Origin of the sequence: Streptomyces sp. NPDC029526 (assembly GCF_040637405.1) — a bacterium.
Lineage (GTDB): Bacteria > Actinomycetota > Actinomycetes > Streptomycetales > Streptomycetaceae > Streptomyces.
In genome coordinates, this window is record NZ_JBEZWE010000012.1 from 22,550 (window position 1) to 43,543 (window position 20,994).

Consider the following 20,994-nt stretch of genomic DNA (forward strand, 5'->3'; position numbering starts at 1 on the left):
CAGTCACCGGTTCGGCTGGAACCGGGGCGCATGGGACGGGTGAGGGGGCGCGCGGCCGGCGCCCGCGCCGGTACGGTCGGTGCCATGGACACGTCCTGGTGGTGGCTCGCGCTCGCCGCGGTCGTCCTGCTCGCCCTGGTCGCCGCGCTCGTCGACGGCTGGGGCCGGGGCCACCGGCCCCCGGCGCGCGGAAGAACGAGCCGGGCCCGGGCGGGCGGGCCGCGGCCGGCGGAGATCTGGTGGGCGGGGGTGCCCTTCGAGGACCGGCCGGGAAGCAAGGACCGGCCCTGTCTGGTGCTGACGGTGCGCGGGGACCGGGTCACGGTCGCCAAGATCACGACGAGGTCGGGCGACGGGCGGCCCGGGGTGGTCCCGCTGCCGCCGGGGTCCGTCGGCGACGCCCGGGGGCGGGCCAGTTACCTGGAGACGGACGAGCTGCGGGACGTCCCGCTGGGAGACTTCCGCCGCCGGGCCGGCGTGCTCGACCCGGCCCTGTGGGAGCGGGTCCGCCACCTGGCGGAGTGAGCACGGCGGGGGGCGGGCGGGCCGCCGGGTGCCGCCCGGGCCCTCGCCCGCGCGGACGCCCCCGGGCAGCGGTGAAGGGGCCGGAGCGGTGCTCGGGCCCCTTCGGGGAGGGTGTGCGGACGGCCGGGGGTCAGGCCCAGAGCTGGCCCTGGAGGGCGTCGATGGCCTGCTCGGTCGTCGGGGCGGTGTAGACGCCGGTCGAGAGGTACTTCCAGCCGCCGTCGGCGACCACGAAGACCACGTCGGCGCTCTCCCCCGCCTTCAGCGCCTTCTTCGCCACGCCGATCGCGGCGTGCAGGGCGGCGCCGGTGGAGACGCCCGCGAAGATGCCCTCCTGCTGGAGCAGCTCACGGGTGCGGGTGACCGCGTCAGCGGAGCCGACCGAGAAGCGCGTGGTCAGCACCGAGGCGTCGTACAGCTCGGGGACGAAGCCCTCGTCGAGGTTGCGCAGCCCGTAGACCAGGTCGTCGTAGCGCGGCTCGGCGGCGACGATCTTCACGTCGGGCTTGTGCTCGCGAAGGTAGCGGCCCACGCCCATCAGCGTGCCGGTGGTGCCGAGTCCGGCCACGAAGTGGGTGATCGACGGCAGGTCGGCGAGGATCTCCGGGCCGGTTCCGGCGTAGTGCGCGCCGGCGTTGTGGGGGTTGCCGTACTGGTAGAGCATCACCCAGTCCGGGTGCTCGGCGGAGAGTTCCTTGGCGACCCGGACGGCGGTGTTGGAGCCGCCCGCGGCCGGGGAGGAGATGATCTCCGCGCCCCACATGGCGAGCAGGTCCCGACGTTCCTGCGAGGTGTTCTCGGGCATCACGCACACGATGCGGTAGCCCTTGAGCTTCGCGGCCATGGCCAGGGAGATGCCGGTGTTGCCGGAGGTGGGTTCGAGGATGGTGCAGCCCGGGGTGAGGCGGCCGTCCTTCTCCGCCTGCTCGATCATGAACAGGGCGGGCCGGTCCTTGATGGAGCCGGTGGGGTTGCGGTCCTCCAGCTTGGCCCAGATCCGCACGTCCTCGGACGGCGAGAGCCGCGGCAGGCGCACCAGAGGGGTGTTGCCCACCGCGGCCAGCGGGGAGTCGAAGCGCATCGGCGATCAGGCCGTTCGCGCCGGTCGCCCGACCGCGGCGGCCGAGCCCCCGGCGACGGCCGGAAGGATCGTCACGCTGTCGCCGTCGGTCAGCTTGGTGTTGATGCCGTCGAGGAAGCGGACGTCCTCGTCGTTCAGGTACACGTTGACGAAGCGGCGCAGCTGCTCGCCGTCCACGATGCGGTCCTGGATGCCGGTGTGCCGGGTCTCGAGGTCGGCGAAGAGCTCGGCGAGGGTGTTCCCGGAGCCGTCCACCGCCTTCTGACCGTCGGTGTACTGGCGGAGGATGGTCGGGATGCGGACCTCGATGGCCATAGCGGAGGGCTCCTGTCGGAAGGTGTCGTCGGGTCGGTGGGCGCGCGGCGGCGCGGGTGCGTGGTGACGCGGGTGGTGCTCGGTGCGGGCGCCGCGGCTCACGGGCCGTACGGCGGCAGGGGTCGTCAACAGATGGCGCTGGCGAGCCTGCACAGGTCGACGTGCAGCCGCGCCACGAGCATGCTGCCCGGCGTCTTGTCGCTCACGTCAGGGAGAACCATGGGGTCATCGTATCGATTCCCGATCGGGGGATCCGAGTGTGATCTCACACTGCGGACGGCTACCGACCGGACACCGAGACGATGCAGGTGGGCGGGGCCGTCCCGGCCCGCCGAGCGGGCCTCATGGCGGTCTCAGTACGCCTCGACGACCTTGACCTCCTCCTCCGTGACCTCGCCGTCCACGATGCGGAAGGAACGGAACTGGAACTCGCCGAGGCCGTCAGTGTCGGCGGTGGAGACCAGCACGTAGTGGGCGCCGGGCTCACTGGCCAGCTCGATGTCGGTGCGCGAGGGGTGCGCCTCGGTGGCGGTGTGCGAGTGGTAGATGACCACGGGTTCCTCGTCGTTGTCGTCCATCTCGCGGTACAGCCGCAGCAGGTCCTTGGAGTCGAACTCGTAGAACGTGGGCGAGCGGGCGGCGTTCAGCATGGGGATGAAGCGTTCGGGGCGGCCGGAGCCCACCGGGCCCGCCACCACTCCGCACGCCTCGTCCGGGTGGTCCTTGCGGGCGTGGGCGACGATCTGGTCGTAGAGCGCCTGGGTGATGGTCAGCATGAGGCTCAGCATAAGCAGACGGGCCGTCCCGTACCGAAGGGTGGTACGGGACGGCCCGGATGCCGGACGCCTTGAGCGGCCGGCCGCGGGGAGCCCCACGAGTGCTCCCCGCGGCCAGGGCGTCCTGGAGGGGACGGTCGGCGGTGCCGGAGGGTCAGAGCGACTTCGTCGCGGGGACTTCGGCCTCCTCGGGCCGGGCGTCGGCGGCCTCGCCGCTCTTGCGGCGGCGGACGAACTCCAGGAAGGAGTTGAGCTCCCGCTTGACCACGGGGGCCAGGAGGTAGAGGCCCACGATGTTCACCACCGCGAGGAGGAAGAGGGCCGAGTCGGCGAGGCTGATCAGCGAGTCGAGGGAGAGCAGGGCGCCCGCCACGACGAAGACGCTCCAGACGCTCTTGAAGATCGTCTCGCTGGTCCTGCTGCGGCCGAAGAGGTACGTCCACGCCTTCAGGCCGTAGTAGCCCCAGGTGAGGATCGTGGAGAAGGCGAACAGCAGCACGGCGACGGTCAGCAGGTGCGGGAACCAGGGCATCACGGTGGCGAAGGCGTCGGAGGTGATGGTGACGCCGCCGATGCCCGCGCCCTCACGGGCCTCGCCCCAGCTGGCCGGGTCGGCGATGACGATGGTCAGCGCGGTCATGGTGCAGACGATGACCGTGTCGATGAACGGCTCCAGCAGGGCGACCAGGCCCTCGCTCGCGGGGTGCTTCGTCTTGACCGCGGAGTGGGCGATCGGCGCGGAGCCGATACCGGCCTCGTTGGAGAAGGCGGCGCGCTGGAAGCCGACGATCAGGGCGCCGAGGATGCCGCCCGCGACACCCTGGGGGTTGAAGGCTCCGCTGAAGACCTCGCCGATCGCGTGCGGCACGGAGGTGACGTTGACCAGGATGACGGTCAGGCAGGCCAGCACGTACATGATCCCCATGGCGGGGACCAGGCGGCTGGTGACGGAGGCGATGGAGCGGATGCCGCCGAGGAGCACCAGGCCGACCAGGACGGCGACCAGCACACCGAAGAGGATCGCGCCGGAGGAGGAGGCCATGAAGCCGTCCTCGCCGCCGAACGTGGAGGCGATCTGGGCGTAGCTCTGGTTGGTCTGGAAGAGGTTGCCGCCGAAGAGGCCGAAGAAGAGGATCAGGATCGCGGCGAGGACGGCGAGCACCTTGCCCAGCTTGGCGCCGCCGCGGCCGAAGCGCTCGGCGAGGCCCTTGGGCAGGTAGTGCATCGGACCGCCGGAGACGGTGCCGTCCGCGTGCACGTCGCGGTACTTCACACCGAGGGTGACCTCGACGAACTTGCTCGCCATGCCGAGCAGACCGCAGACGATCATCCAGAACGTGGCGCCCGCGCCGCCGACGGAGACGGCGACGGCCACACCGGCGATGTTGCCGAGACCGACGGTGCCGGAGACGGCGGCGGTGAGGGCCTGGAAGTGGCTGACCTCGCCGGGCGCGTCGGGCTCGTCGTACTTGCCGCGCACGACGTCGAGGGCCAGTTTGAAGCGGCGGGCCTGGACGAGGCCGAACCAGCACGTGAAGACGAGACCCGCGATGGCGAGCCAGGCGACGATGAGGGGGAGTTCGGCGCCGAACACCGTGACGGTGTAGAAGACGACGTCGCCGACGGCGGACGCGACGGGGTCGAAGAAATCGCTGACGGAGTCGTCGATGTTTTGCGTGATGGAGTCGAGTGACATCGAGCTTCCTCAAGAGCGGGGACGTGCTGGCGTGACGCAGCAGAACGGGTGCGACGTGTGCGAACGCCGTGGTCCTTGCGGCGCGGTGGGGGGAGACGGCTCCGGACCGGGACCGTCGTACTTCCTGCCGTGTGGTGCACGCCGGTGAGGGTGGCCGGCTGCCCGTTCCCGGCGGAGGTGTGCCGCGAACGGGCTGGAGATTCGTACCACGCCGCCACCCCGCCCCCGAGTGACACACATCACAGAAAACCGCCCCTGCGGAATAAATCCACGGGGCGGTGACGGGATCGTTATGCGGACTTGAGGTTCCTCTGAGCGAACAATTTACAGGGACCCATATGGATGTATTGGACATCCTTACGGCATGAGCGTCCCCACGAGCGTCTCCTGGAGGCCGCCCAGCCACAGGTAGGCCATCACCATCGGCTTGCGGGCGTCCTCGTCCGGCAGGCCGAAGAGCACGTCGGTGTCGTCCTCGTCGCCGATGTCCAGCCGGGCGCCGATCGCCAGGCGCAGGTCGTTCAGGGCGCCGAGCCACTGCCGGGACTCCTCCGGCGACAGCTTCAGCACCGCCCCGCCCTCCCCGCCGGAGCTGAGGGCGTCCAGGGTGCGGATCACCGCGAGGGCGTTCTCGCGCTTGCCGGCGCGCAGGTCGTTCTCGGTGTAGCGGCGGAACTCCGCGGAGTGGGCCCGCTGCTCCTCGGCCTCGCCGGGGGTGGCCGGGCCCTCGGGGTCGCTGTAGGCGTCCGGGAAGAGGCGGCGCAGCACCGGGTCGGAGGGCGGTTCGCTCGGCCCGTCGGCGAAGAGTTCGGCGAGCGGGTCGCCGGGGGCGTCCTCGGCGGGTCCCGGGCCGATCAGCTCCATCAGCTGCACGGCCAGCGACCGGATGATGGAGATCTCTACGTCGTCGAGGGCGACGGCCGCGCCGCCGCCGGGGAGGGGTTCGAAGTGTCCGGGCATGGAGGCGATCGCTACTTCCGGTCCTGCGCAGGGGGCGGGTGATGTCCGGAAGGTCACTTCCGGTCGTGCTGGAGGGTGGCCCACAGGCCGTAGCCGTGCATGGCCTGGACGTCGCGTTCCATCTCCTCGCGGGTGCCGCTGGAGACGACCGCCCGGCCCTTGTGGTGGACGTCGAGCATGAGCTTGGTGGCCTTGTCCTTGGAGTAACCGAAGTACGTCTGGAAGACGTACGTCACGTAGCTCATGAGGTTGACCGGGTCGTTGTGCACGATGGTGACCCAGGGGACGTCGGGCTCCGGCACGGCGAAGGTCTCCTCCGCCGACTCGGTGCGTTCGATCTCCAGGGGTGCGGGTGACGTCACACTGCCCATGCTGCCACCGGAGGGGGGTGGACGCACAAACCGGCCCGCCAGAACGGGAGTCGACACGCCTCCCCCGGGAAATCGTCAAACTGACGAAATGGGGGTAGCATCGTCGTATGAACACAGCGGATCCAGGGCTGTCGACGGCTGCCGGACGCGAGGCGTCCGCGCGCTCGGGCGGCGGCGGACGGCGACTGGGCGTCCCCTCGACGGCGCTCTTCACGGACCAGTACGAGCTGACCATGCTGCAGGCCGCGCTCAGCGGCGGCACCGCCGGACGGCGCAGCGTGTTCGAGGTCTTCACCCGGCGGCTGCCCGGCGGCCGACGCTACGGCGTGGTGGCGGGCACCGGGCGCGTGCTGGACGCGGTGGAGAACTTCCGCTTCGACCCGGAGATCCTGGGCTTCCTGCGCGAGAAGCGGATCGTCGACGCCGCCACCCTCGACTGGCTGGCGGACTACCGCTTCACCGGCGACATCTGGGGCTACCCCGAGGGCGAGGTGTACTTCCCGGGCTCCCCGCTGCTGCGGGTGGAGGGCAGCTTCGCGGAGTGCGTGCTGCTGGAGACGGTGATCCTCTCCATCCTCAACCACGACTCCGCCATCGCCGCCGCGGCCTCCCGGATGGCGTCGGCCGCCGGGGACCGCCCGCTCATCGAGATGGGCGCCCGGCGCACCCACGAGCTTGCCGCCGTCGCCGCCTCCCGCGCCGCCTACATCGGCGGCTTCGCCTCCACCTCCGACCTGGCGGCCGGCTTCCGCTACGACATCCCGACGGTGGGCACCTCCGCCCACGCCTTCACCCTGCTGCACGACAGCGAGCGGGACGCCTTCCGCGCCCAGGTGGACTCCCTCGGCGAGGGCACCACCCTGCTGGTGGACACCTACGACGTGGCCGAGGCGGTCCGCACCGCCGTCGAGGTGGCCGGCCCGGAGCTGGGCGCGGTGCGCATCGACTCCGGCGACCTGCTGCTGGTCGCGCACCGGGTCCGCCAGCAGCTCGACGCGCTCGGCGCCACCGGCACGAAGATCACCGTGACCTCGGACCTGGACGAGTACGCCATCGCCTCGCTGGCCGCCGCCCCGGTGGACGCCTACGGCGTCGGCACCCAGCTGGTGACCGGCTCCGGGCACCCCACGGCCTCGATGGTCTACAAGCTGGTCGCCCGCGCCGGCTCGGACGACCCGGCGGCCCCGCTGGTGCCGGTGGCGAAGAAGTCCACCGGCGGCAAGACCTCCGTCGGCGGCCGCAAGTGGGCCGCGCGGCGGCTGGACGAGCACGGCGTCGCCGAGGCCGAGGTGGTCGGCACCGGGCCGGTCCCCGACGAGCTGGCCGACCGGCAGCTACTGGTGCAGCTGGTCAAGGGGGGCGAGGTGCTCGTCCGCGAGCCGCTCGACGTGATCCGCGACCGCCACATCGCCGCCCGCGCCGGTCTGCCGCTGTCCGCCACCCAGCTCTCCCGGGGGGAGGCCGTCCTGCCGACGGAGTACCACCACGGCCCCTCGGGCCACTGAACCGCACCGCTTCACCGGGCGCACCGGACCGGGGCACGGCAGACCGTGCCGCGCCCCTGTCCGACCCGCCCCCCGTTCCCTAGGCTCGGTGGTTCACCGGCCGGGCCGCTTCAGCCGACTTCCCACCGGGAGGAAACCCACCATGCGCCGCGCCTTGATCGTCGTCGACGTGCAGAACGACTTCTGCGAGGGGGGCAGCCTCGGCGTGACCGGCGGGGCCGACGTGGCCGCCGCCATCACCGAGCTGATCGGACAGGCCCCCGCCGGCTACCGGCACGTCGTGACCACCCGTGACCACCACATCGCCCCCGGTGGCCACTTCGCCGACAACCCGGACTTCGTCGACACCTGGCCCGCCCACTGCGTGGCCGGCACCGAGGGCGCGGGCTTCCACCCGAACTTCGCCCCCGCCGTGCTCTCCGGCGCGGTCGACGCCGTCTTCGACAAGGGCTCCTACTCGGCCGCCTACAGCGGCTTCGAGGGCACCGACCAGGACGGCACCTCACTGGCCGACTGGCTGCGCGCCCGCGAGATCGACGAGGTCGACATCGTGGGCATAGCCACCGACCACTGCGTGCGGGCCACCGCGCTGGACGCGGTGAGCGAGGGCTTCCGCGCCCAGGTGCTGCTCGACCTCACCGCCGGGGTGGCCCGGGAGACCACCGATCAGGCCCTGGAGGACATGCGCGCCGCGGGCGTGGAGCTGACCGGCAAGCCGGTCGTCGGCCACTGACCCGGGCCTTCGCCCGGCCGGGCCGGCCGCGACCCGTGGTCCGCGGGCCACGGGCCGCGAATCGTGGTCCGCGGCCCGTGGCCCGTGGAGCATGGAGCATGGTCCACGGCCCGTGGAGCATGGAGCATGGTCCGCCGCGGCCACGGCGGCCACGGCGGCGGGCCGAGGCGTCGAGCCGTGGCGGCGAGCCGAAGTGTCAGGCCAAGGCTTCGGGCCGAGGTGGCGGGCCGAAGCCTCGGGCCGAGGCGGCCACGGCGTCGGACCGAGGCCAGTCCGGCCCGGTGCCCCGGACGGCGCACGACGCCCGCGGACGGCGGCGTCCGATGCCTCAGGCCGGGGCCGCGGGGCGCCTCAGCAGGGCCCGGATCGGCTGCCACAGCTCCACGGCCAGCTCCGGGCCGGTCAGCACGCCGGGGCCGGGGGCGGTGCGCCATATCAGGCCGTCGGGATGGTGCAGCACGGCGGTGATCTCGTCGGGGGTCGGCGGGGCGGCGTTGCCCCGCAGGTAGACCGCCCGCAACCCCAGGTTGCGCAGCCTGGTCAGGGCGCGCGCCCGGTTGCCGGCGTGCACGAGGACGCGGACCGCGCCGGTGCCGTCGGCGGCCGGGCGGGGCAGGTTCAGCGCCACCACCACGGTGCCGTTCGGCAGCTTGCAGAAGCCTCCTGCGGCCATGTGATCAGACCCCCGTGTCCGTCGGTGTCAATAAGAAATCCACGGACGCACCTAAACACGGATCGGCGGCGACCCGCCAGGGGGTCACCGCCGATCATGCGCTGAGCTGGGAAAACGCGGACTACTTCACCGCGGGACGCACCTCGAGCTCGATCGTGGAGCCGTCGCGGGCCTCCTTGGTGATCTTGATCTTGGTGTTGGTGTCAGTGATCTGGACGCTGCCGCCCGGGTTCGCGGGGTCGTAGTAGGTGTGCTTGTGGTCGTTGAACTCCGACACACCCTTCGACGACTTGATCTTCGTGCGGACGCCGTCCTTGTGGAGGGTGATGCCGTCCGTGCGGAAGGTGCTGAAGGTGGAGTCATAGGTCTGGATCCGGTTGCGCATCAGCGTGCCGTCGGACCACTTCATGGCCTTCGGGTGCGCGTCGACGGGGAGGATCAGACCGGTGCCCGGGTGCTGGCTGGTGTTGTTGTCCGCCTGGGAGGTGTCCCACTTCCAGATCAACAGGCCGTTCTGGTACGGGAAGTGCTCCACCCAGTCCGGACGGCTGTTGGCGAAGCCGAAGTTGTACGGGCCGACCTTCAGGGTCTTGTCGTACGAGACGTACTGGCGGTTCTCGGCGATGTAGTACTGCGCGTAGTCCTTGGTGAAGGACGCGCCGATGCGGGAGAAGCCGGTGGCCTTCCACGCGTCGTCCGCCGTCTCGGCGTTGTCGGTGAAGACGGCCTCGCCGTCCGCGGTCACCGCGATCCGGTCGGCCGCGAAGCCCTTGAGGGCCACTCCGCCGTCGGTCTGGTAGCGGAAGCGCAGGTCGATCTTCTGGCCGGCGTAGGCATCCAGCGGGAAGACCATGGGCTTGTAGCCGTCGACCGTGCCGTGCAGGGCCGGCTTGTCGCTGCCGTCACGCGGGAGCGGCTGACCGTCCACCGTGCCGTCCAGGGCGGTCCAGTTGGCGCCGCCGTCGGTGGAGACCTCGGTGTAGAGGTAGTCGTAGTTGGCCTCGATCTCGTACCAGCCGTCGAGGGTCAGCTCCGCCGACGTCTTGCCGGTGAGGTCCACCGAACGCGTCAGGGTGTTCTTGAGGTTGTCACCGCTGCCGCTCCACCACTGGGTCTCGCCCTCGGCGGGGGTGACGACCTCGGTGGTGACGGCCTTCTTCGGCAGCTCGACGACCAGCGCCTGCTTGTGCTTGGTGTTGTACTCGGCCAGGCCCAGCTTGTGCCAGGAGTTGACGCCCGCCTTGGCCCGGTCGTAGTTCAGCCAGCCCAGCTGCAGCTTGTCCCAGGCGGTCATGTCGCCGGGCAGGTCACCGATCTCCTTCTTGCCGGTGCCCAGCCAGGAACCGGAGGACATCAGGGTCCAGAAGCCGGTGGAGTTCTCGCCGCCCGCGGTGTCGTAGAGGTCCGGCAGGCCGAGGTCGTGGCCGTACTCGTGGGCGAAGACGCCGAGTCCGCCGTTCTCCGGCTGGATGGTGTAGTCGCCGACCCAGATGCCGGTGTCGCCGATGGCCGCGCCGCCCAGCTTGTTCTGCTCGGGGCCGGTGGCGCCGGCGTCGGTGCCGAAGGCGTACCAGCGGTGCGCCCAGATGGCGTCCGTGCCCTGCGCGCCGCCGCCGGCGGACTCGTCCTCACCGGCGTGCACGATCTGGAAGTGGTCGATGTAGCCGTCGGGCTCGTTGAAGTCGCCGTCGCCGTCGTGGTCGTAGCGGTCCCACTGGTCGAACTCGGCGACGTTCGCCTTGATCTCGGCGTCGGTCTTCCCGGCCGCCTTCTGCTGCTCGACCCAGGCGTCCAGGCCGTCGCTGACGACGTTCCACACGCTCGGGCAGTTGCTCTGGCCGCAGGCGTTGTTGCCGTAACGGGCCTCGTTGTAGGGGACCTTGACCCAGTCGGAGACCTGGCCCTCGACGGAGTAGCGGCCGGAGGACTGCTTCTCGAAGTACGTCTTGACCGACTCGGTGCCCTTGCCCTCGCCGAAGTACAGGTCCTCGAAGTGCTGCTGGTTGTAGTCGGCCTGCCAGGCGGTGGAGTTGTCCTTCTTGCGGTCCGGCTCGGCGATCTGGTTGTGCAGCGGGCCGGGGGTGCCGCCGTAGCGGCTGTCGATCTGGTCGCCGAACTCGACGAGGATCGTGAAGATCTTGTCGGTCTTCTCGCGGCCGAGCTCGACGTACTTGGTGTCGCCCTTCTTGCTCTTCAGGCCGACGACCTTGGATCCGTGACGGTTCTTCACCGTGTTCTTGCCGGAGATGACCTGCTTCAGCGCCTCCTCGCGCTGTGCGGCCTGGGTCTTGGAGAGCGGGCCCTCGAGGTCGTGCTCGACGTGGGTCAGCTCCGCCGGGTCCTTCCGGTCCACGGTGGCGGGCCGGTCGGCCCGATCGGCCGTGTCGGCCTGGGCCAGGGTGAACGCAGAGCCGGTGGCGGTGGCCGCCGCGACGGCCACGCCTATCGCGGCCGCTCTGAACGTCCATGGTCTCGTGGTCACTTGAGAGTTCCCCTCCCGCGTGCGTGTGCGCGGCAGGGGGGTTCCGGTAATGGATGCAGTCCGCGCACACGTGATCAACGCGTGTAATCAAGTGACGACATTTGACTAGAGGTTCCGCTGAAAAAACAGACCTTGACTTGAACAGATCAAAGGCGTTATGCGGAACGGGGGTTCGCATTGCGGACACACCGCCGCGAACCGCACGGCGCGTACTGCCGTCCACAGGGTGGACGTCATGACTCCGTGCGCCCCCTGTGCACCGGTCCTGTCGGTCAGGTCACGCTTACTGTCCGTTCCCCTCGGGCACCCTCGGCGTTAGAGTCGGATGGCGGATCGCCCATGAGCCGGCGGTTGCCAGGCCGACAGCCCCCGACCTCCGAGGACACGATGGCCATGCCCCGTCCGACTGTCGCTCAGCTCGCCTGCGGTTCGTGCACCGTGGTCCTGTCCACCCTCGCCATGCTGCTGCTATCCGGGGCGAGTTCGGGCCCCGGCGTCGCGGTCGTCTCCGTCGCGGCCCTCGCCCTCGGCCTGCTGGCCGCGGTGCGGCTGCCGCTCGCCCGGCCACGCCCCGCCACGGCTCCGGCCGCCTCGGCTACGACCGCCACGGCTCCGGCCGCCTCGACTCGGGTTGTCTCGGCGGAGCGTCCCGCGCGCCCGGCCGCCGTACGGGCCACGGTGGGGTCCCCGGTCCGCGAACCCGTACGGGAGCGGGCGGCCTCCTGAGGCCCGCCGGCAGCCGCCGCGGCGTCAACGGGTGCTGACCACCACGGTCTTGGCCGCCTTGTCGTGCAGGCCCTGCTTGTACGGCCGGTCGAAGTAGCTCCAGCCACCGGCGATCACGGTCCACACACAGGCGCAGCAGAACGCGAACGGCAGCCACAGCACGGCCGCGCGCGTCAGCGAGGTCTGCGTCGAGGGCGTCGCCCCGTTGTCCAGGTTGGCCACCCGGAGCCCCAGCCACTTCTTGCCCAGGGTCTGCCCCAGACGCGCCGTCAGCAAGGTGTCGTAGGCGATGTACAGCACCGCGGCCACCAGGGACTGCCAGAAGGAGTTGCCCACATTGATCTGATCGGTGTCGACGTTGTACTCGCTCACCCCGAACGGCCAGGTGAGCAGCCAGACCACGATGCCGACCAGGATCATGTCGATGATGCGGGCGAGGGTGCGCCGGCCGCTGTCCGCGAGCGGCGGCATCCCGGCGAGCGGGTCGCCCGGACCGCCGGCGCCGCCGGGACCGTACGGACCGCCGCCGCCCCCGCCGTAGGGGCCGCCCCCTCCCCCGCCGTAGGAACCGCCACCGCCCCCGTAGGGGCCGCCGCCCTGGCCCCCACCGCCGTACGGGTCACCGGGGTACGGCGGAGGCTGCTGCCCGGGCGGCGGATCGTAGGGGGAACCCTGGCCCGGACCGGGACCCTGCCCGGGCCCGGGGGCTCCCGGGCCGCCGGGGCCGCCGGGCGGGGGGTGCTTGCGCAACGGGTCGTCGTCCGGGGGCTGCTGTCCCGGACCGGGAGGCGGTGTGCTGCTCATAGGCCCGAGTCGACCCCGAACCCCACGGCTCCGCATCCGGCGCGCCGCCGTCCGGAGTACCGGGACGACGGCACGCCCCGGGAGGCCCCGGCAGGCGTCCCCAAGAGGTCCCGGGAGGCGCCCCCAAGAGGTCCCGGCGAGGTCAGCCGGCCACGAAGGTGTGGGCCGCCTTGTCGTGCCAGCACTGGCGCCACGGCTTGTCGAACAGGCACCACAGGACGCCGACGATCCCCACGACGAGCAGCCCGGGGACGCTGTAGACGAGCCAGCGGCGCAGCGCGGCGCCGAACTCCGGGCTCTCGTGCCCCTCGATGTCCCGGACGTCCAGCCCCATCAGCCGCTTGCCCAGCGTGCGGCCCCACTTGACGGTGGGCAGCACCTCCAGCAGGAGCCCGGCGAGCAGCAGCACGGCCAGCACGATGCCGAGGTGGACCGAGGTGGTCCCGTCGAGCAGCCACACCGTGACGGTCCGTCCGGACAGCTTGGCGGTCTCGATCTTGGCCTCGATGTGGTCCAGCGCCCGGCTGCCCAGCGGCACCGCGGCCACGGCGGTGACGGCGCCGAGGACGACGGTGTCCACCAGCCGGGCGGCGAACCGCTTGCCCAGCGGGGCGGGCCGGGCCTCGGCCTGCCGCCGGGCGGCGGCCTGGAACGGGTCGTCCGCCGGCGGCTTCCACGGCACCACCGGCGGCTCGTCCCCGCCCGCGAGCCGGTGCACCTGCTGCGCCCAGGACGACTGTCCACCGCCCGCGCCGCCCGCCAGCGGCCCGGAGGCCGCCGGGGGCGGGGAGGCGGGCGTGGCCGCCGGGGCGGGAGAGGGGGCAGGCGCCGGGGCCGGGGCGGGCGTCGGGGCGGGCGCTGGGGCCGCCGCCGCGGGCGGTGCCGTCTGCGGGGCAGCGGCGCGGGCGGCCTGCGGGGCCGGGGACTGCGGGGGCACGGTGGGGGCCGGTGCCTGCTGCGGGCCGGACGGCGGGACGGCGGCGGCCGGGGCGGGCGTGGCCGCCGAGGCGGCGGGCGCCGGGCTCGCGCCGCCCCCGTCGGCCGCGGCGGCACGGTCGGCCGCCGCCCTGCCGGCGCCGAACCCGGGACGGCCGCCCCCGGACGGGGCGGTGGCGGCCCGGAACGTCATGGTGCCCTCGTCCTGACGGGTGCTCCCGGACGGCGCGGCGGGCCCCCCGGTCCCGGCCGCCGACGCCCCCACGGGAGCGTCGGCCGCCGCGCCGCCGTCCGCCTCCGGCCCGGAGGCGAGCGGCGCCCGGGGGTCGGCGCCCCAGGAGATCCGGCGGTCCGGCCCGCTGCCGAAGCCCGACTGGCGGGAACGGTCGGCGCCCCAGGCCGAGGCGGGTTCGGGACGGCTGCCGTGCTGCGCCTCGGCCGGGGACGGCGCGGACGGCGGCCCGGCCGCGGGCGGTTCCTGGGCCGGGACGGCGGGCGGCGCGGTGGCCTGGGCGACGGGCGGCTCGACCGGGTCCTCGTCGAAGAAGTGCGGTCCCGTCTCCTCCACGGCGGGTGGCGCGGGGGCCACCGCACCGGGCGGCGGCGCGAGGCGCTCACCGGCCGCGGGCGCGGGACGGCTGGTGCCGGGCACCCAGGCGGCGCCGTTCCAGTACCGGACGTATCCAGGAATGGACGGGTCCGGGTAATACCCTTCGCGGGGCCTGTCGTCGCCCGGGGCCGGGGTTGGGGCGCTCATGTCCGTCGTCCCGTATCTGCTCGTTGGGTGGGATGGGGGGATACACATCTATCAGACCGCCCGGGGCCCCACCGCCCGTCCTGCCGGACCCGCCCCTTTCGGGGACCGATGTGGTACGTCCCTCGACGCCCGGGAGCGCCCGTGACGCCCCTGCCGCCGCCTTCTCCGGACCGTTCCTCGGCGGCGGCGACACCCACGGACTTCGCGACACCCACGGACTTCGCGACGCCGGCGAGGTGCGCGAAGGTCACGGCGTCCGGCGGGTCCGGCGCCACCCGCGAGAAAGTTCCCGGAACCCGCGTAATGCTCCCGGCCCCGGCCGCTCTCTCCTCGTGCGGGCCCCCGACGGGTCCGGTCACGCGAGAGGAGCACAAGCCATGAACACCGTGGTGGAGCGGGAACTGGAACTGCGGCTGATCCTGTCGCCGGAGCGGGCGCTGCCCGTACCGGCCCGGCTCGGCTACCGGACCGACGACCCCTACGCCGTGCACGTCGCCTTCCACGTCACCTCCGAGCAGCCCGTGCACTGGACGTTCGCCCGGGAGCTGCTGGTGGAGGGCGTGTTCCGGCCGTGCGGGCACGGGGACGTGCGGGTGTGGCCGTCGAAGGCGGACGGGCGTTCCGTCGTGCTGATGGCGCTGAGCTCGCCCGACGGCGACGCGCTGCTGGAGGCGCCGGCGGCGCAGGTGTCGGCCTGGCTGGAGCGCACGCTGCGGCTGGTGCCGCCGGGCAGTGAGAGCGAGCAGTTGGACCTGGACGAGGAGCTGGCCGGGCTGCTCGCGCCGTGACCGCCGGGCCGGCGCGGTGCCGGACGGGCGGGTCAGAACAGCTTGCCCGGGTTGAGGAGGTCCAGCGGGTCGAAGGCCCGCTTCACGGCCCGCTGCATCTCCAGTCCGACGGGCCCGAGCTCACGGGCCAGCCACTCCTTCTTCAGCAGCCCGACGCCGTGCTCGCCGGTGATGGTGCCGCCGAGTTCCAGGCCGAGGGCCATGATCTCGCCGAAGGAGGCACGGGCGCGCCGCGACTCGTCCTCGTCGGTGGCGTCGAAGCACACCGTCGGGTGGGTGTTGCCGTCCCCCGCGTGGGCGACGACGCCGATGGTGAGCCGGTGCCGGCCGGCGATCCGCTCGACGCCCTCGATGAGTTCGCCGAGCCGGGAGCGGGGCACGCACACGTCGTCGATCATCGTGGTGCCCCGGACGGCGTCGAGGGCGACCAGGGAGGAGCGCCGGGCCTGGAGCAGCAGTTCGGACTCGGCCGGGTCCTCGGCCGGGACGACCTGGGTGGCGCCCGCGGCCTCGCACAGCGCGCCGACGGCGGCGAGGTCGGCGGCCGGGTCGGTGGTGTCGAAGGCGGCGAGCAGCAGGGCCTCGGTGGTCTCCGGCAGGCCCATGCGGGTCAGGTCGTTGACGGCGCGGACGGTGGTGCGGTCCATGAGTTCGAGGAGTGAGGGGACGTGACCGCCCTCCATGATCCGGCACACGGCGTCGCAGGCGGCGGCGCCGGAGGCGAACTCGGCGGCCAGCACGAGCTGCTGGGGCGGCTTGGGCCGCAGGGCGAGGACGGCGCGGACGACGACGCCCAGGGTGCCCTCGGAGCCGACGAAGAGGCGGGTCAGGTCGTAGCCGGCGACGCCCTTGGCGGTGCGGCGGCCGGTGGACATCAGGCGGCCGTCGGCGAGGACGACGTCCAGGCCGAGCACGTACTCGGCCGTCACCCCGTACTTCACGCAGCACAGCCCGCCGGAGGCGGTGCCGATGTTCCCGCCGATGGTGCAGGTCTCCCAGCTGGAGGGGTCCGGCGGGTAGGCGAGGCCGTGTGCGCCGACGGCGCGGGAGAGCGCCGCGTTGACGACGCCGGGTTCGACGACGGCGATCCGGTCGACGGGACTGATCTCCAGGATGCGGTCCATCTTCGTCAGCGAGAGCACGATGCAGCCGTCGGTGGCGTTGGCGGCGCCGGACAGACCGGTGCGGGCGCCCTGCGGGACGACGGGCACGCGCAGCGCGGTGGCGGTGCGCAGGACGTGCTGGACCTGTTCGACCGTCCGGGGCAGGACGACCACCGCGGGGCTGCCGGCCGGGCAGAAGCCGGCCATGTCGTGGGCGTAGGAGGCCGTGACGTCGGGGTCGGTGAGCACGGCCTCGGCCGGCAGGCCGCCGAGGAGCCGGTCGACGAGCGGCCCGGCCGCCACCGTGTCCGTGTCTGCGTCGCGTCGCGCTTCGGTACGGCTCATGATCACAGCGTGACATCCGGGGCCATCGGTGTGAACCCCGCGTGCGGCGGCCGGCCGACCCCGGAGTGTGATCGTCGTACGGCACGGAGGGTGGCGCACAGTGTGCGCCATGGACGACGCCACGGACGACACGCCACCACGGCCGGAGCAGCGGGGGGCCGCGGGGACGGCGGGGAACGGCCCGGATCCGCACCCGTCCGGCGGGCCCGCCCGGCGGCGCCGCAGGGTGCTGGTCGCCTCGGTCGCCGGGTGTGCCGTGCTCGGGGGCGTACTGGCGCTGCTGCCCTGGGGGCGGGGACCGGAAGGGCCGCCGGAGCCGGAGCCCTGGGCGCGGGCCCGGGCCGCCGTCACCGCCGGGGTGCCGGCCGCGCTGCCCGACCTGGAGGCACTGCTGGAGGAGCACCGGCGACGGGTGCGGGACGACCCCCGGGACTCCGCGTCCTGGGCGGTGCTCGGCGCGGCCCGGGTGGAACGGGGGCGGCGGCTGGCCGACCCGGCGTCCTACTCCCGGGCGGAGGAAGCCCTGCGCACCTCGCTGAAGGTGCGGCCGAAGGGCAACGCGCCGGCCCTGCGCGGCCTGGCGGCACTGGCGAACGCCCGCGGGGACCACGGCCGGGCCCGCACCTGGGGCGAGGCGGCACGGAAGCTGGAGCCGGGGCGGTGGACCTCGTACCCGCCGCTGATCGAGGCGTGCGCGGGGCTGGGTGACCACAAGGCGGTCGGCCCGCTGCTGGAGCGCCTGGCCGCGCTGCGGAAGGGGCCGGTGGTGAAGGCGCGCAAGGCGGCCGTGTACCGGGACCGGGGCTGGCGGGAGGACGCGGCGGCGCAGATCGCGGACGCGGCGGCCGGGGCGTCCGCACCGGCCGAGCGGGCGGCGTACCTGGAGCGGGCCGGGCAGTTGGCGTGGGAGCGCGGTGAGCGGGAGAACGCGCTGCGGCACTTCCGGGCGGCGGTGCGGACCGACCCGGACCAGCGGGCGGCCCTCGCGGGCGAGGCCCGGGTGCTGACGGCGCTGGGCCGCACGACGGAGGCGCTGAGCGCCCACCGGATCGCCCTGGAGAAGCAGCCGCTGCCCGAGTACGCCCTGGAGCTGGGCGAGTTGTACGAGTCGCTGGGCATGGAGCAGGCCGCCGGGGTGCAGTACGGCCTGGTGCGCGAGCTGGTCCGGAAGGCCGCCGCGCACGGGGTGGCCGGGGATCTGGTGCTGGGCCGTCTGGAGGCGGACCACGGGGACGCCGGGGCGGCCGTGCGGCGGCTGCGCGCGGAGTACCGGCTGCGGCCCTCGGCGGCGGTGGCGGACGCGCTGGGCTGGGCGCTGCACCGGGAGGGGCGGCACGAGGAGGCGCTGCGGTACGCGGTACGGGCGACGGAGGGCACGCACGGCGGCGGGGCGCGCGTCGCGCTGCACGTCTTCCACCGGGGCATGATCGAGCGGGCCCTGGAGCGGCCCGGTCCGGCCCGGCGGCACCTGCGGGAGGCGCTGCGGATCAACCCCTGGTTCTCGCCGCTGCGGGCGCCGGAGGCGAAGGCGGCGCTGACCCGGCTGGGCGAGCCGTCGGTGGCGGCGGGGCCGGAGTCGTCCTGAGCGGTCACGGCCTCGGGGCGGGCACGGCTGGGGCCGCCCGGTCCCGGGGCCGGCACGACGTCAAAGCGGGAACGGCGTCCGGGCGGGAACGGCGTCAAAGCGGGGACGGCGTCAAAGCCGGGCACGGCGTCAGGGCGGGCACGGCTGGGGCCGGCACAGCCCCAGGTCCGACACTGCGTCGGGGCGGCACGGCATCGGACCGACACGGCATCGGGGGCGGCACGGCATCGGGGCGGGCGCCGGTCGCTGCCGGTGTCCGCCCCGGGGCCGTGACCGGCCCCGCCCCCGCCCCGCCCGTGACGGGCGTCGGCCGCTCGTCACGGGTGGGGGGCGGTGCTCAGCGGCTCACAGGTTGCCGCGCTTCTCCTGCTCCCGCTCGATGGCCTCGAACAGAGCCTTGAAGTTGCCCTTGCCGAAGCCCATGGAGCCGTGGCGCTCGATGAGTTCGAAGAACACCGTCGGGCGGTCCTGGACCGGCTTGGTGAAGATCTGCAGCAGGTAGCCGTCCTCGTCGCGGTCGACGAGGATCTTCAGCTCGCGCAGGGTCTCGACCGGCACCCGGGTCTCCCCGGCCCACTCGCCGAGCGTGTCGTAGTAGGAGTCCGGGGTGTCCAGGAAGCGCACGCCGGCGGCGCGCATCTGGCGAACCGTCCGCACGATGTCGTTGGTGTTCAGCGCGATGTGCTGGACGCCGGCACCGCCGTAGAACTCCAGGTACTCGTCGATCTGGGACTTCTTCTTGGCGACGGCGGGCTCGTTGATCGGGAACTTGACCTTGAGCGTGCCGTCGGCGACCACCTTGGACATCAGGGCGCTGTACTCGGTGGCGATGTCGTCGCCCACGAACTCCTTCATGTTCGTGAAGCCCATGACCTTGTTGTAGAACCCGACCCACTCGTTCATCCGGCCGAGCTCGACGTTGCCGACGCAGTGGTCGATGGCCTGGAAGGTGCGCTGCGTGGGCGGCTCGACGATCGGGTCGGCGGCCACGTAGCCGGGCAGGTACGGACCGTCGTAGCCGCGGCGCTCCACCAGGGTGTGGCGGGTCTTGCCGTAGGTGGCGATGGCGGCGAGGACGACGGTGCCGTGCTCGTCCTTCATCTCGTACGGCTCGGCGACCGAGCGGGCGCCGTGCTCGACGGCGTAGGCGTGGGCGGCCCGCGCGTCCGGGACCTCGATGGCGAGGTCGACGACGCCGTCGCCGTGCGCCGCGACGTGGTCGGCGAGGAAGGCGCCCCACTCGGTGGACTGCTTGATCACCGAGGTGAACACGAAGCGGGCGGAGCCGCTCTCCAGGACGTAGGAGGCGGTCTCGCGGCTGCCGTTCTCCGGGCCGGAGTAGGCGACCAGCTTCATGCCGAAGGCGGTGGAGTAGTAGTGCGCCGCCTGCTTGGCGTTGCCCACGGCGAAGACGACCGCGTCCATTCCCTTGACCGGGAAGGGGTCGGCCTGCCGGGCGGTGTCGGGAGTGTGGTGTGTGGTCTGCGTCATAGGTGCAGGGTGGTGCAGCCCTGCAAGGTGCGCAATAGTTCGCTGGATCACTGGGCAATCTGTACAGCGCCGCACGGGTGACGGCGCACTTCCTGTACAGGATGACCACCGGGGAGGCGGGAATGGCGATCGATCATCTGGACGGCCGCATCATCGTGCTGCTGGCGCGGGAGCCGCGCATCGGGGTGCTGGAGATGTCCCGGCGGCTGGGGGTGGCCCGGGGCACGGTGCAGGCGCGGCTGGACCGGCTTCAGTCGAACGGAGTCATCCGCGGCTTCGGTCCGCAGGTGGACCCGGCCGCCCTCGGCTACCCGGTCACGGCGTTCGCCACGCTGGAGATCCGGCAGGGTCAAGGCGCCGACGTACGGGCCCACTTGGCGGGGGTACCGGAGGTGCTGGAGCTGCACACCACCACCGGCACCGGGGACATGCTCTGCCGGCTGGTGGCCCGCTCCAACGCCGATCTCCAGCGGGTGATCGACCGCGTCGTCGGTTTTGATGGCATCGTCCGGGCCGCCACGGCGATCGTCATGGAGAACCCCGTTCCGTTGCGGATCATCCCGCTGGTGGAGCAGGCGGCGCTGGGCGGCACGTCCGGGCCGGAACGGAACGGACAGGACTGAACCGGCGGACTGGGGTGAGCGGATGTGAACTTCCTCGAGTACCTGGACAGCCGCCACCAGCAGTTGCTGGCGGACGCGTACCAGCACGCCAGCGTGGTGTTCCAGTGCATGGTCGTGGCGACCGTGCTCGGGGTGCTGATCGGGATCGCCACCTACCGCAGCGAGTGGGCGGGCAACCTCGCCACGACCACCACCGCCACCCTGCTGACCATCCCCTCGCTGGCCCTGATCGGTCTGCTGATCCCGCTGGTGGGCCTGGGCGTGCCGCCGACGGTGATCGCGCTGACGCTGTACGGGCTGCTGCCGATCGTGCGGAACTGCATCGTCGGGCTGCGCGGGGTCGACCCGTCGCTGGTGGACGCGGCGACCGGCATCGGCATGTCCCGCCCGGCCCGGCTGGCCCGGGTCGAGCTGCCGCTGGCGTGGCCGCCGATCCTGACCGGCATCCGGGTCTCCACCCAGATGCTGATGGGCATCGCGGCCATCGCCGCCTACGCCTCCGGGCCCGGCCTGGGCAACCTGATCTTCCGCGGGATCGCCTCCCTGGGCAGCAGCAACGCGCTCAACCAGGTCCTCGCCGGAACCCTCGGCATCATCGTCCTCGCGCTGCTGTTCGACGCCGCGTACGTGCTGATCGGGCGGCTGACCATCCCCAGGGGGATCCGTGCCTGAGCCGACCACCGCCACCGCGGCCGACGACGCCTCCCCCGCGCCCTCCG

General features: G+C 72.8%; 21 protein-coding genes. 8 read left to right on the forward strand and 13 right to left on the reverse strand.

Going from position 1 to position 20,994, the window contains the following annotated elements:
• Positions 1-84: 84 nt before the first annotated feature.
• Positions 85-525 carry a type II toxin-antitoxin system PemK/MazF family toxin gene (locus tag AB0F01_RS22875; protein ID WP_362098741.1) on the forward strand — a complete coding sequence of 147 codons (441 nt, stop codon included), beginning with the start codon at positions 85-87 and terminating at the stop codon, positions 523-525.
• 130 nt (positions 526-655) lie between these two features.
• Here AB0F01_RS22875 and AB0F01_RS22880 read toward each other — a convergent pair whose 3' ends face one another.
• The 7 genes from AB0F01_RS22880 to clpS form a co-directional block, all read right to left on the reverse strand.
• Positions 656-1,606, reverse strand: coding sequence for a cysteine synthase (locus tag AB0F01_RS22880; RefSeq protein WP_362098744.1), 951 nt, complete (start codon positions 1,604-1,606; stop codon positions 656-658).
• 6 nt (positions 1,607-1,612) lie between these two features.
• Positions 1,613-1,921, reverse strand: a complete 309-nt coding sequence (locus AB0F01_RS22885) for a MoaD/ThiS family protein (protein ID WP_362098747.1) — start codon at positions 1,919-1,921, stop codon at positions 1,613-1,615.
• Between the two features lie 125 nt (positions 1,922-2,046).
• Positions 2,047-2,142: a putative leader peptide gene (locus tag AB0F01_RS22890; protein ID WP_318653187.1), complete on the reverse strand. Its 96-nt coding sequence runs from the start codon at positions 2,140-2,142 to the stop codon at positions 2,047-2,049.
• A gap of 132 nt (positions 2,143-2,274) precedes the next feature.
• Positions 2,275-2,697, reverse strand: coding sequence for a M67 family metallopeptidase (locus AB0F01_RS22895; RefSeq protein ID WP_362098750.1), 423 nt, complete (start codon positions 2,695-2,697; stop codon positions 2,275-2,277).
• A gap of 154 nt (positions 2,698-2,851) precedes the next feature.
• Positions 2,852-4,393: an alanine/glycine:cation symporter family protein gene (locus tag AB0F01_RS22900; protein ID WP_362098753.1), complete on the reverse strand. Its 1,542-nt coding sequence runs from the start codon at positions 4,391-4,393 to the stop codon at positions 2,852-2,854.
• A 357-nt stretch (positions 4,394-4,750) separates the two neighbouring features.
• The gene (locus AB0F01_RS22905; RefSeq protein ID WP_362098756.1) at positions 4,751-5,353 is read right to left on the reverse strand and encodes a DUF2017 domain-containing protein; all 603 of its coding nucleotides are present in this window, start codon (positions 5,351-5,353) and stop codon (positions 4,751-4,753) included.
• Between the two features lie 53 nt (positions 5,354-5,406).
• Positions 5,407-5,724 carry an ATP-dependent Clp protease adapter ClpS gene (clpS, locus tag AB0F01_RS22910; protein ID WP_164337819.1) on the reverse strand — a complete coding sequence of 106 codons (318 nt, stop codon included), beginning with the start codon at positions 5,722-5,724 and terminating at the stop codon, positions 5,407-5,409.
• Between the two features lie 185 nt (positions 5,725-5,909).
• Here clpS and AB0F01_RS22915 point away from each other — a divergent pair, with 185 nt between their 5' ends.
• Positions 5,910-7,229, forward strand: a complete 1,320-nt coding sequence (locus AB0F01_RS22915) for a nicotinate phosphoribosyltransferase (protein WP_362099023.1) — start codon at positions 5,910-5,912, stop codon at positions 7,227-7,229.
• A 142-nt stretch (positions 7,230-7,371) separates the two neighbouring features.
• Entirely contained in the window at positions 7,372-7,962 is a 591-nt protein-coding gene (locus tag AB0F01_RS22920) for a nicotinamidase (protein WP_362098758.1), read from the forward strand.
• A gap of 328 nt (positions 7,963-8,290) precedes the next feature.
• On the opposite strand, the gene AB0F01_RS22925 is transcribed toward AB0F01_RS22920, so the two are convergent.
• Positions 8,291-8,635: a hypothetical protein gene (locus AB0F01_RS22925; RefSeq protein WP_362098760.1), complete on the reverse strand. Its 345-nt coding sequence runs from the start codon at positions 8,633-8,635 to the stop codon at positions 8,291-8,293.
• Between the two features lie 121 nt (positions 8,636-8,756).
• On the reverse strand, positions 8,757-11,117 hold the full coding sequence (locus tag AB0F01_RS22930) for an immune inhibitor A domain-containing protein (RefSeq protein ID WP_362098762.1): 2,361 nt from the start codon (positions 11,115-11,117) through the stop codon (positions 8,757-8,759).
• A 393-nt stretch (positions 11,118-11,510) separates the two neighbouring features.
• Here AB0F01_RS22930 and AB0F01_RS22935 point away from each other — a divergent pair, with 393 nt between their 5' ends.
• On the forward strand, positions 11,511-11,843 hold the full coding sequence (locus tag AB0F01_RS22935; RefSeq protein ID WP_362098765.1) for a hypothetical protein: 333 nt from the start codon (positions 11,511-11,513) through the stop codon (positions 11,841-11,843).
• Between the two features lie 24 nt (positions 11,844-11,867).
• Here the strand turns inward: AB0F01_RS22935 and AB0F01_RS22940 are convergent, their stop codons facing one another.
• On the reverse strand, positions 11,868-12,647 hold the full coding sequence (locus tag AB0F01_RS22940) for an RDD family protein (protein WP_362098768.1): 780 nt from the start codon (positions 12,645-12,647) through the stop codon (positions 11,868-11,870).
• Between the two features lie 142 nt (positions 12,648-12,789).
• Positions 12,790-14,340: an RDD family protein gene (locus tag AB0F01_RS22945; protein ID WP_362098771.1), complete on the reverse strand. Its 1,551-nt coding sequence runs from the start codon at positions 14,338-14,340 to the stop codon at positions 12,790-12,792.
• 377 nt (positions 14,341-14,717) lie between these two features.
• On the opposite strand from AB0F01_RS22945, the gene AB0F01_RS22950 reads away from it, so the two are divergent.
• The gene (locus AB0F01_RS22950; RefSeq protein ID WP_362098774.1) at positions 14,718-15,128 is read left to right on the forward strand and encodes an SsgA family sporulation/cell division regulator; all 411 of its coding nucleotides are present in this window, start codon (positions 14,718-14,720) and stop codon (positions 15,126-15,128) included.
• A gap of 32 nt (positions 15,129-15,160) precedes the next feature.
• On the opposite strand, the gene AB0F01_RS22955 is transcribed toward AB0F01_RS22950, so the two are convergent.
• Entirely contained in the window at positions 15,161-16,576 is a 1,416-nt protein-coding gene (locus AB0F01_RS22955; protein WP_362098776.1) for an FAD-linked oxidase C-terminal domain-containing protein, read from the reverse strand.
• Between the two features lie 109 nt (positions 16,577-16,685).
• Between AB0F01_RS22955 and AB0F01_RS22960 the strand changes: the two genes are divergently transcribed.
• A complete protein-coding gene (locus AB0F01_RS22960) occupies positions 16,686-18,161 on the forward strand; it encodes a tetratricopeptide repeat protein (protein ID WP_362098778.1) in 1,476 nt (491 codons plus the stop codon).
• 345 nt (positions 18,162-18,506) lie between these two features.
• Here the strand turns inward: AB0F01_RS22960 and hppD are convergent, their stop codons facing one another.
• Complete coding sequence (hppD, locus tag AB0F01_RS22965; RefSeq protein ID WP_362098780.1) at positions 18,507-19,652, reverse strand: 4-hydroxyphenylpyruvate dioxygenase; 1,146 nt, start codon at positions 19,650-19,652, stop codon at positions 18,507-18,509.
• Positions 19,653-19,774: 122 nt separating this feature from the next.
• Here hppD and AB0F01_RS22970 point away from each other — a divergent pair, with 122 nt between their 5' ends.
• Together AB0F01_RS22970 and AB0F01_RS22975 are read left to right on the forward strand one after the other, a co-directional pair.
• Positions 19,775-20,275 carry an Lrp/AsnC family transcriptional regulator gene (locus tag AB0F01_RS22970; RefSeq protein WP_362098783.1) on the forward strand — a complete coding sequence of 167 codons (501 nt, stop codon included), beginning with the start codon at positions 19,775-19,777 and terminating at the stop codon, positions 20,273-20,275.
• Positions 20,276-20,299: 24 nt separating this feature from the next.
• On the forward strand, positions 20,300-20,947 hold the full coding sequence (locus AB0F01_RS22975) for an ABC transporter permease (protein WP_362098786.1): 648 nt from the start codon (positions 20,300-20,302) through the stop codon (positions 20,945-20,947).
• Positions 20,948-20,994 lie beyond the last annotated feature (47 nt).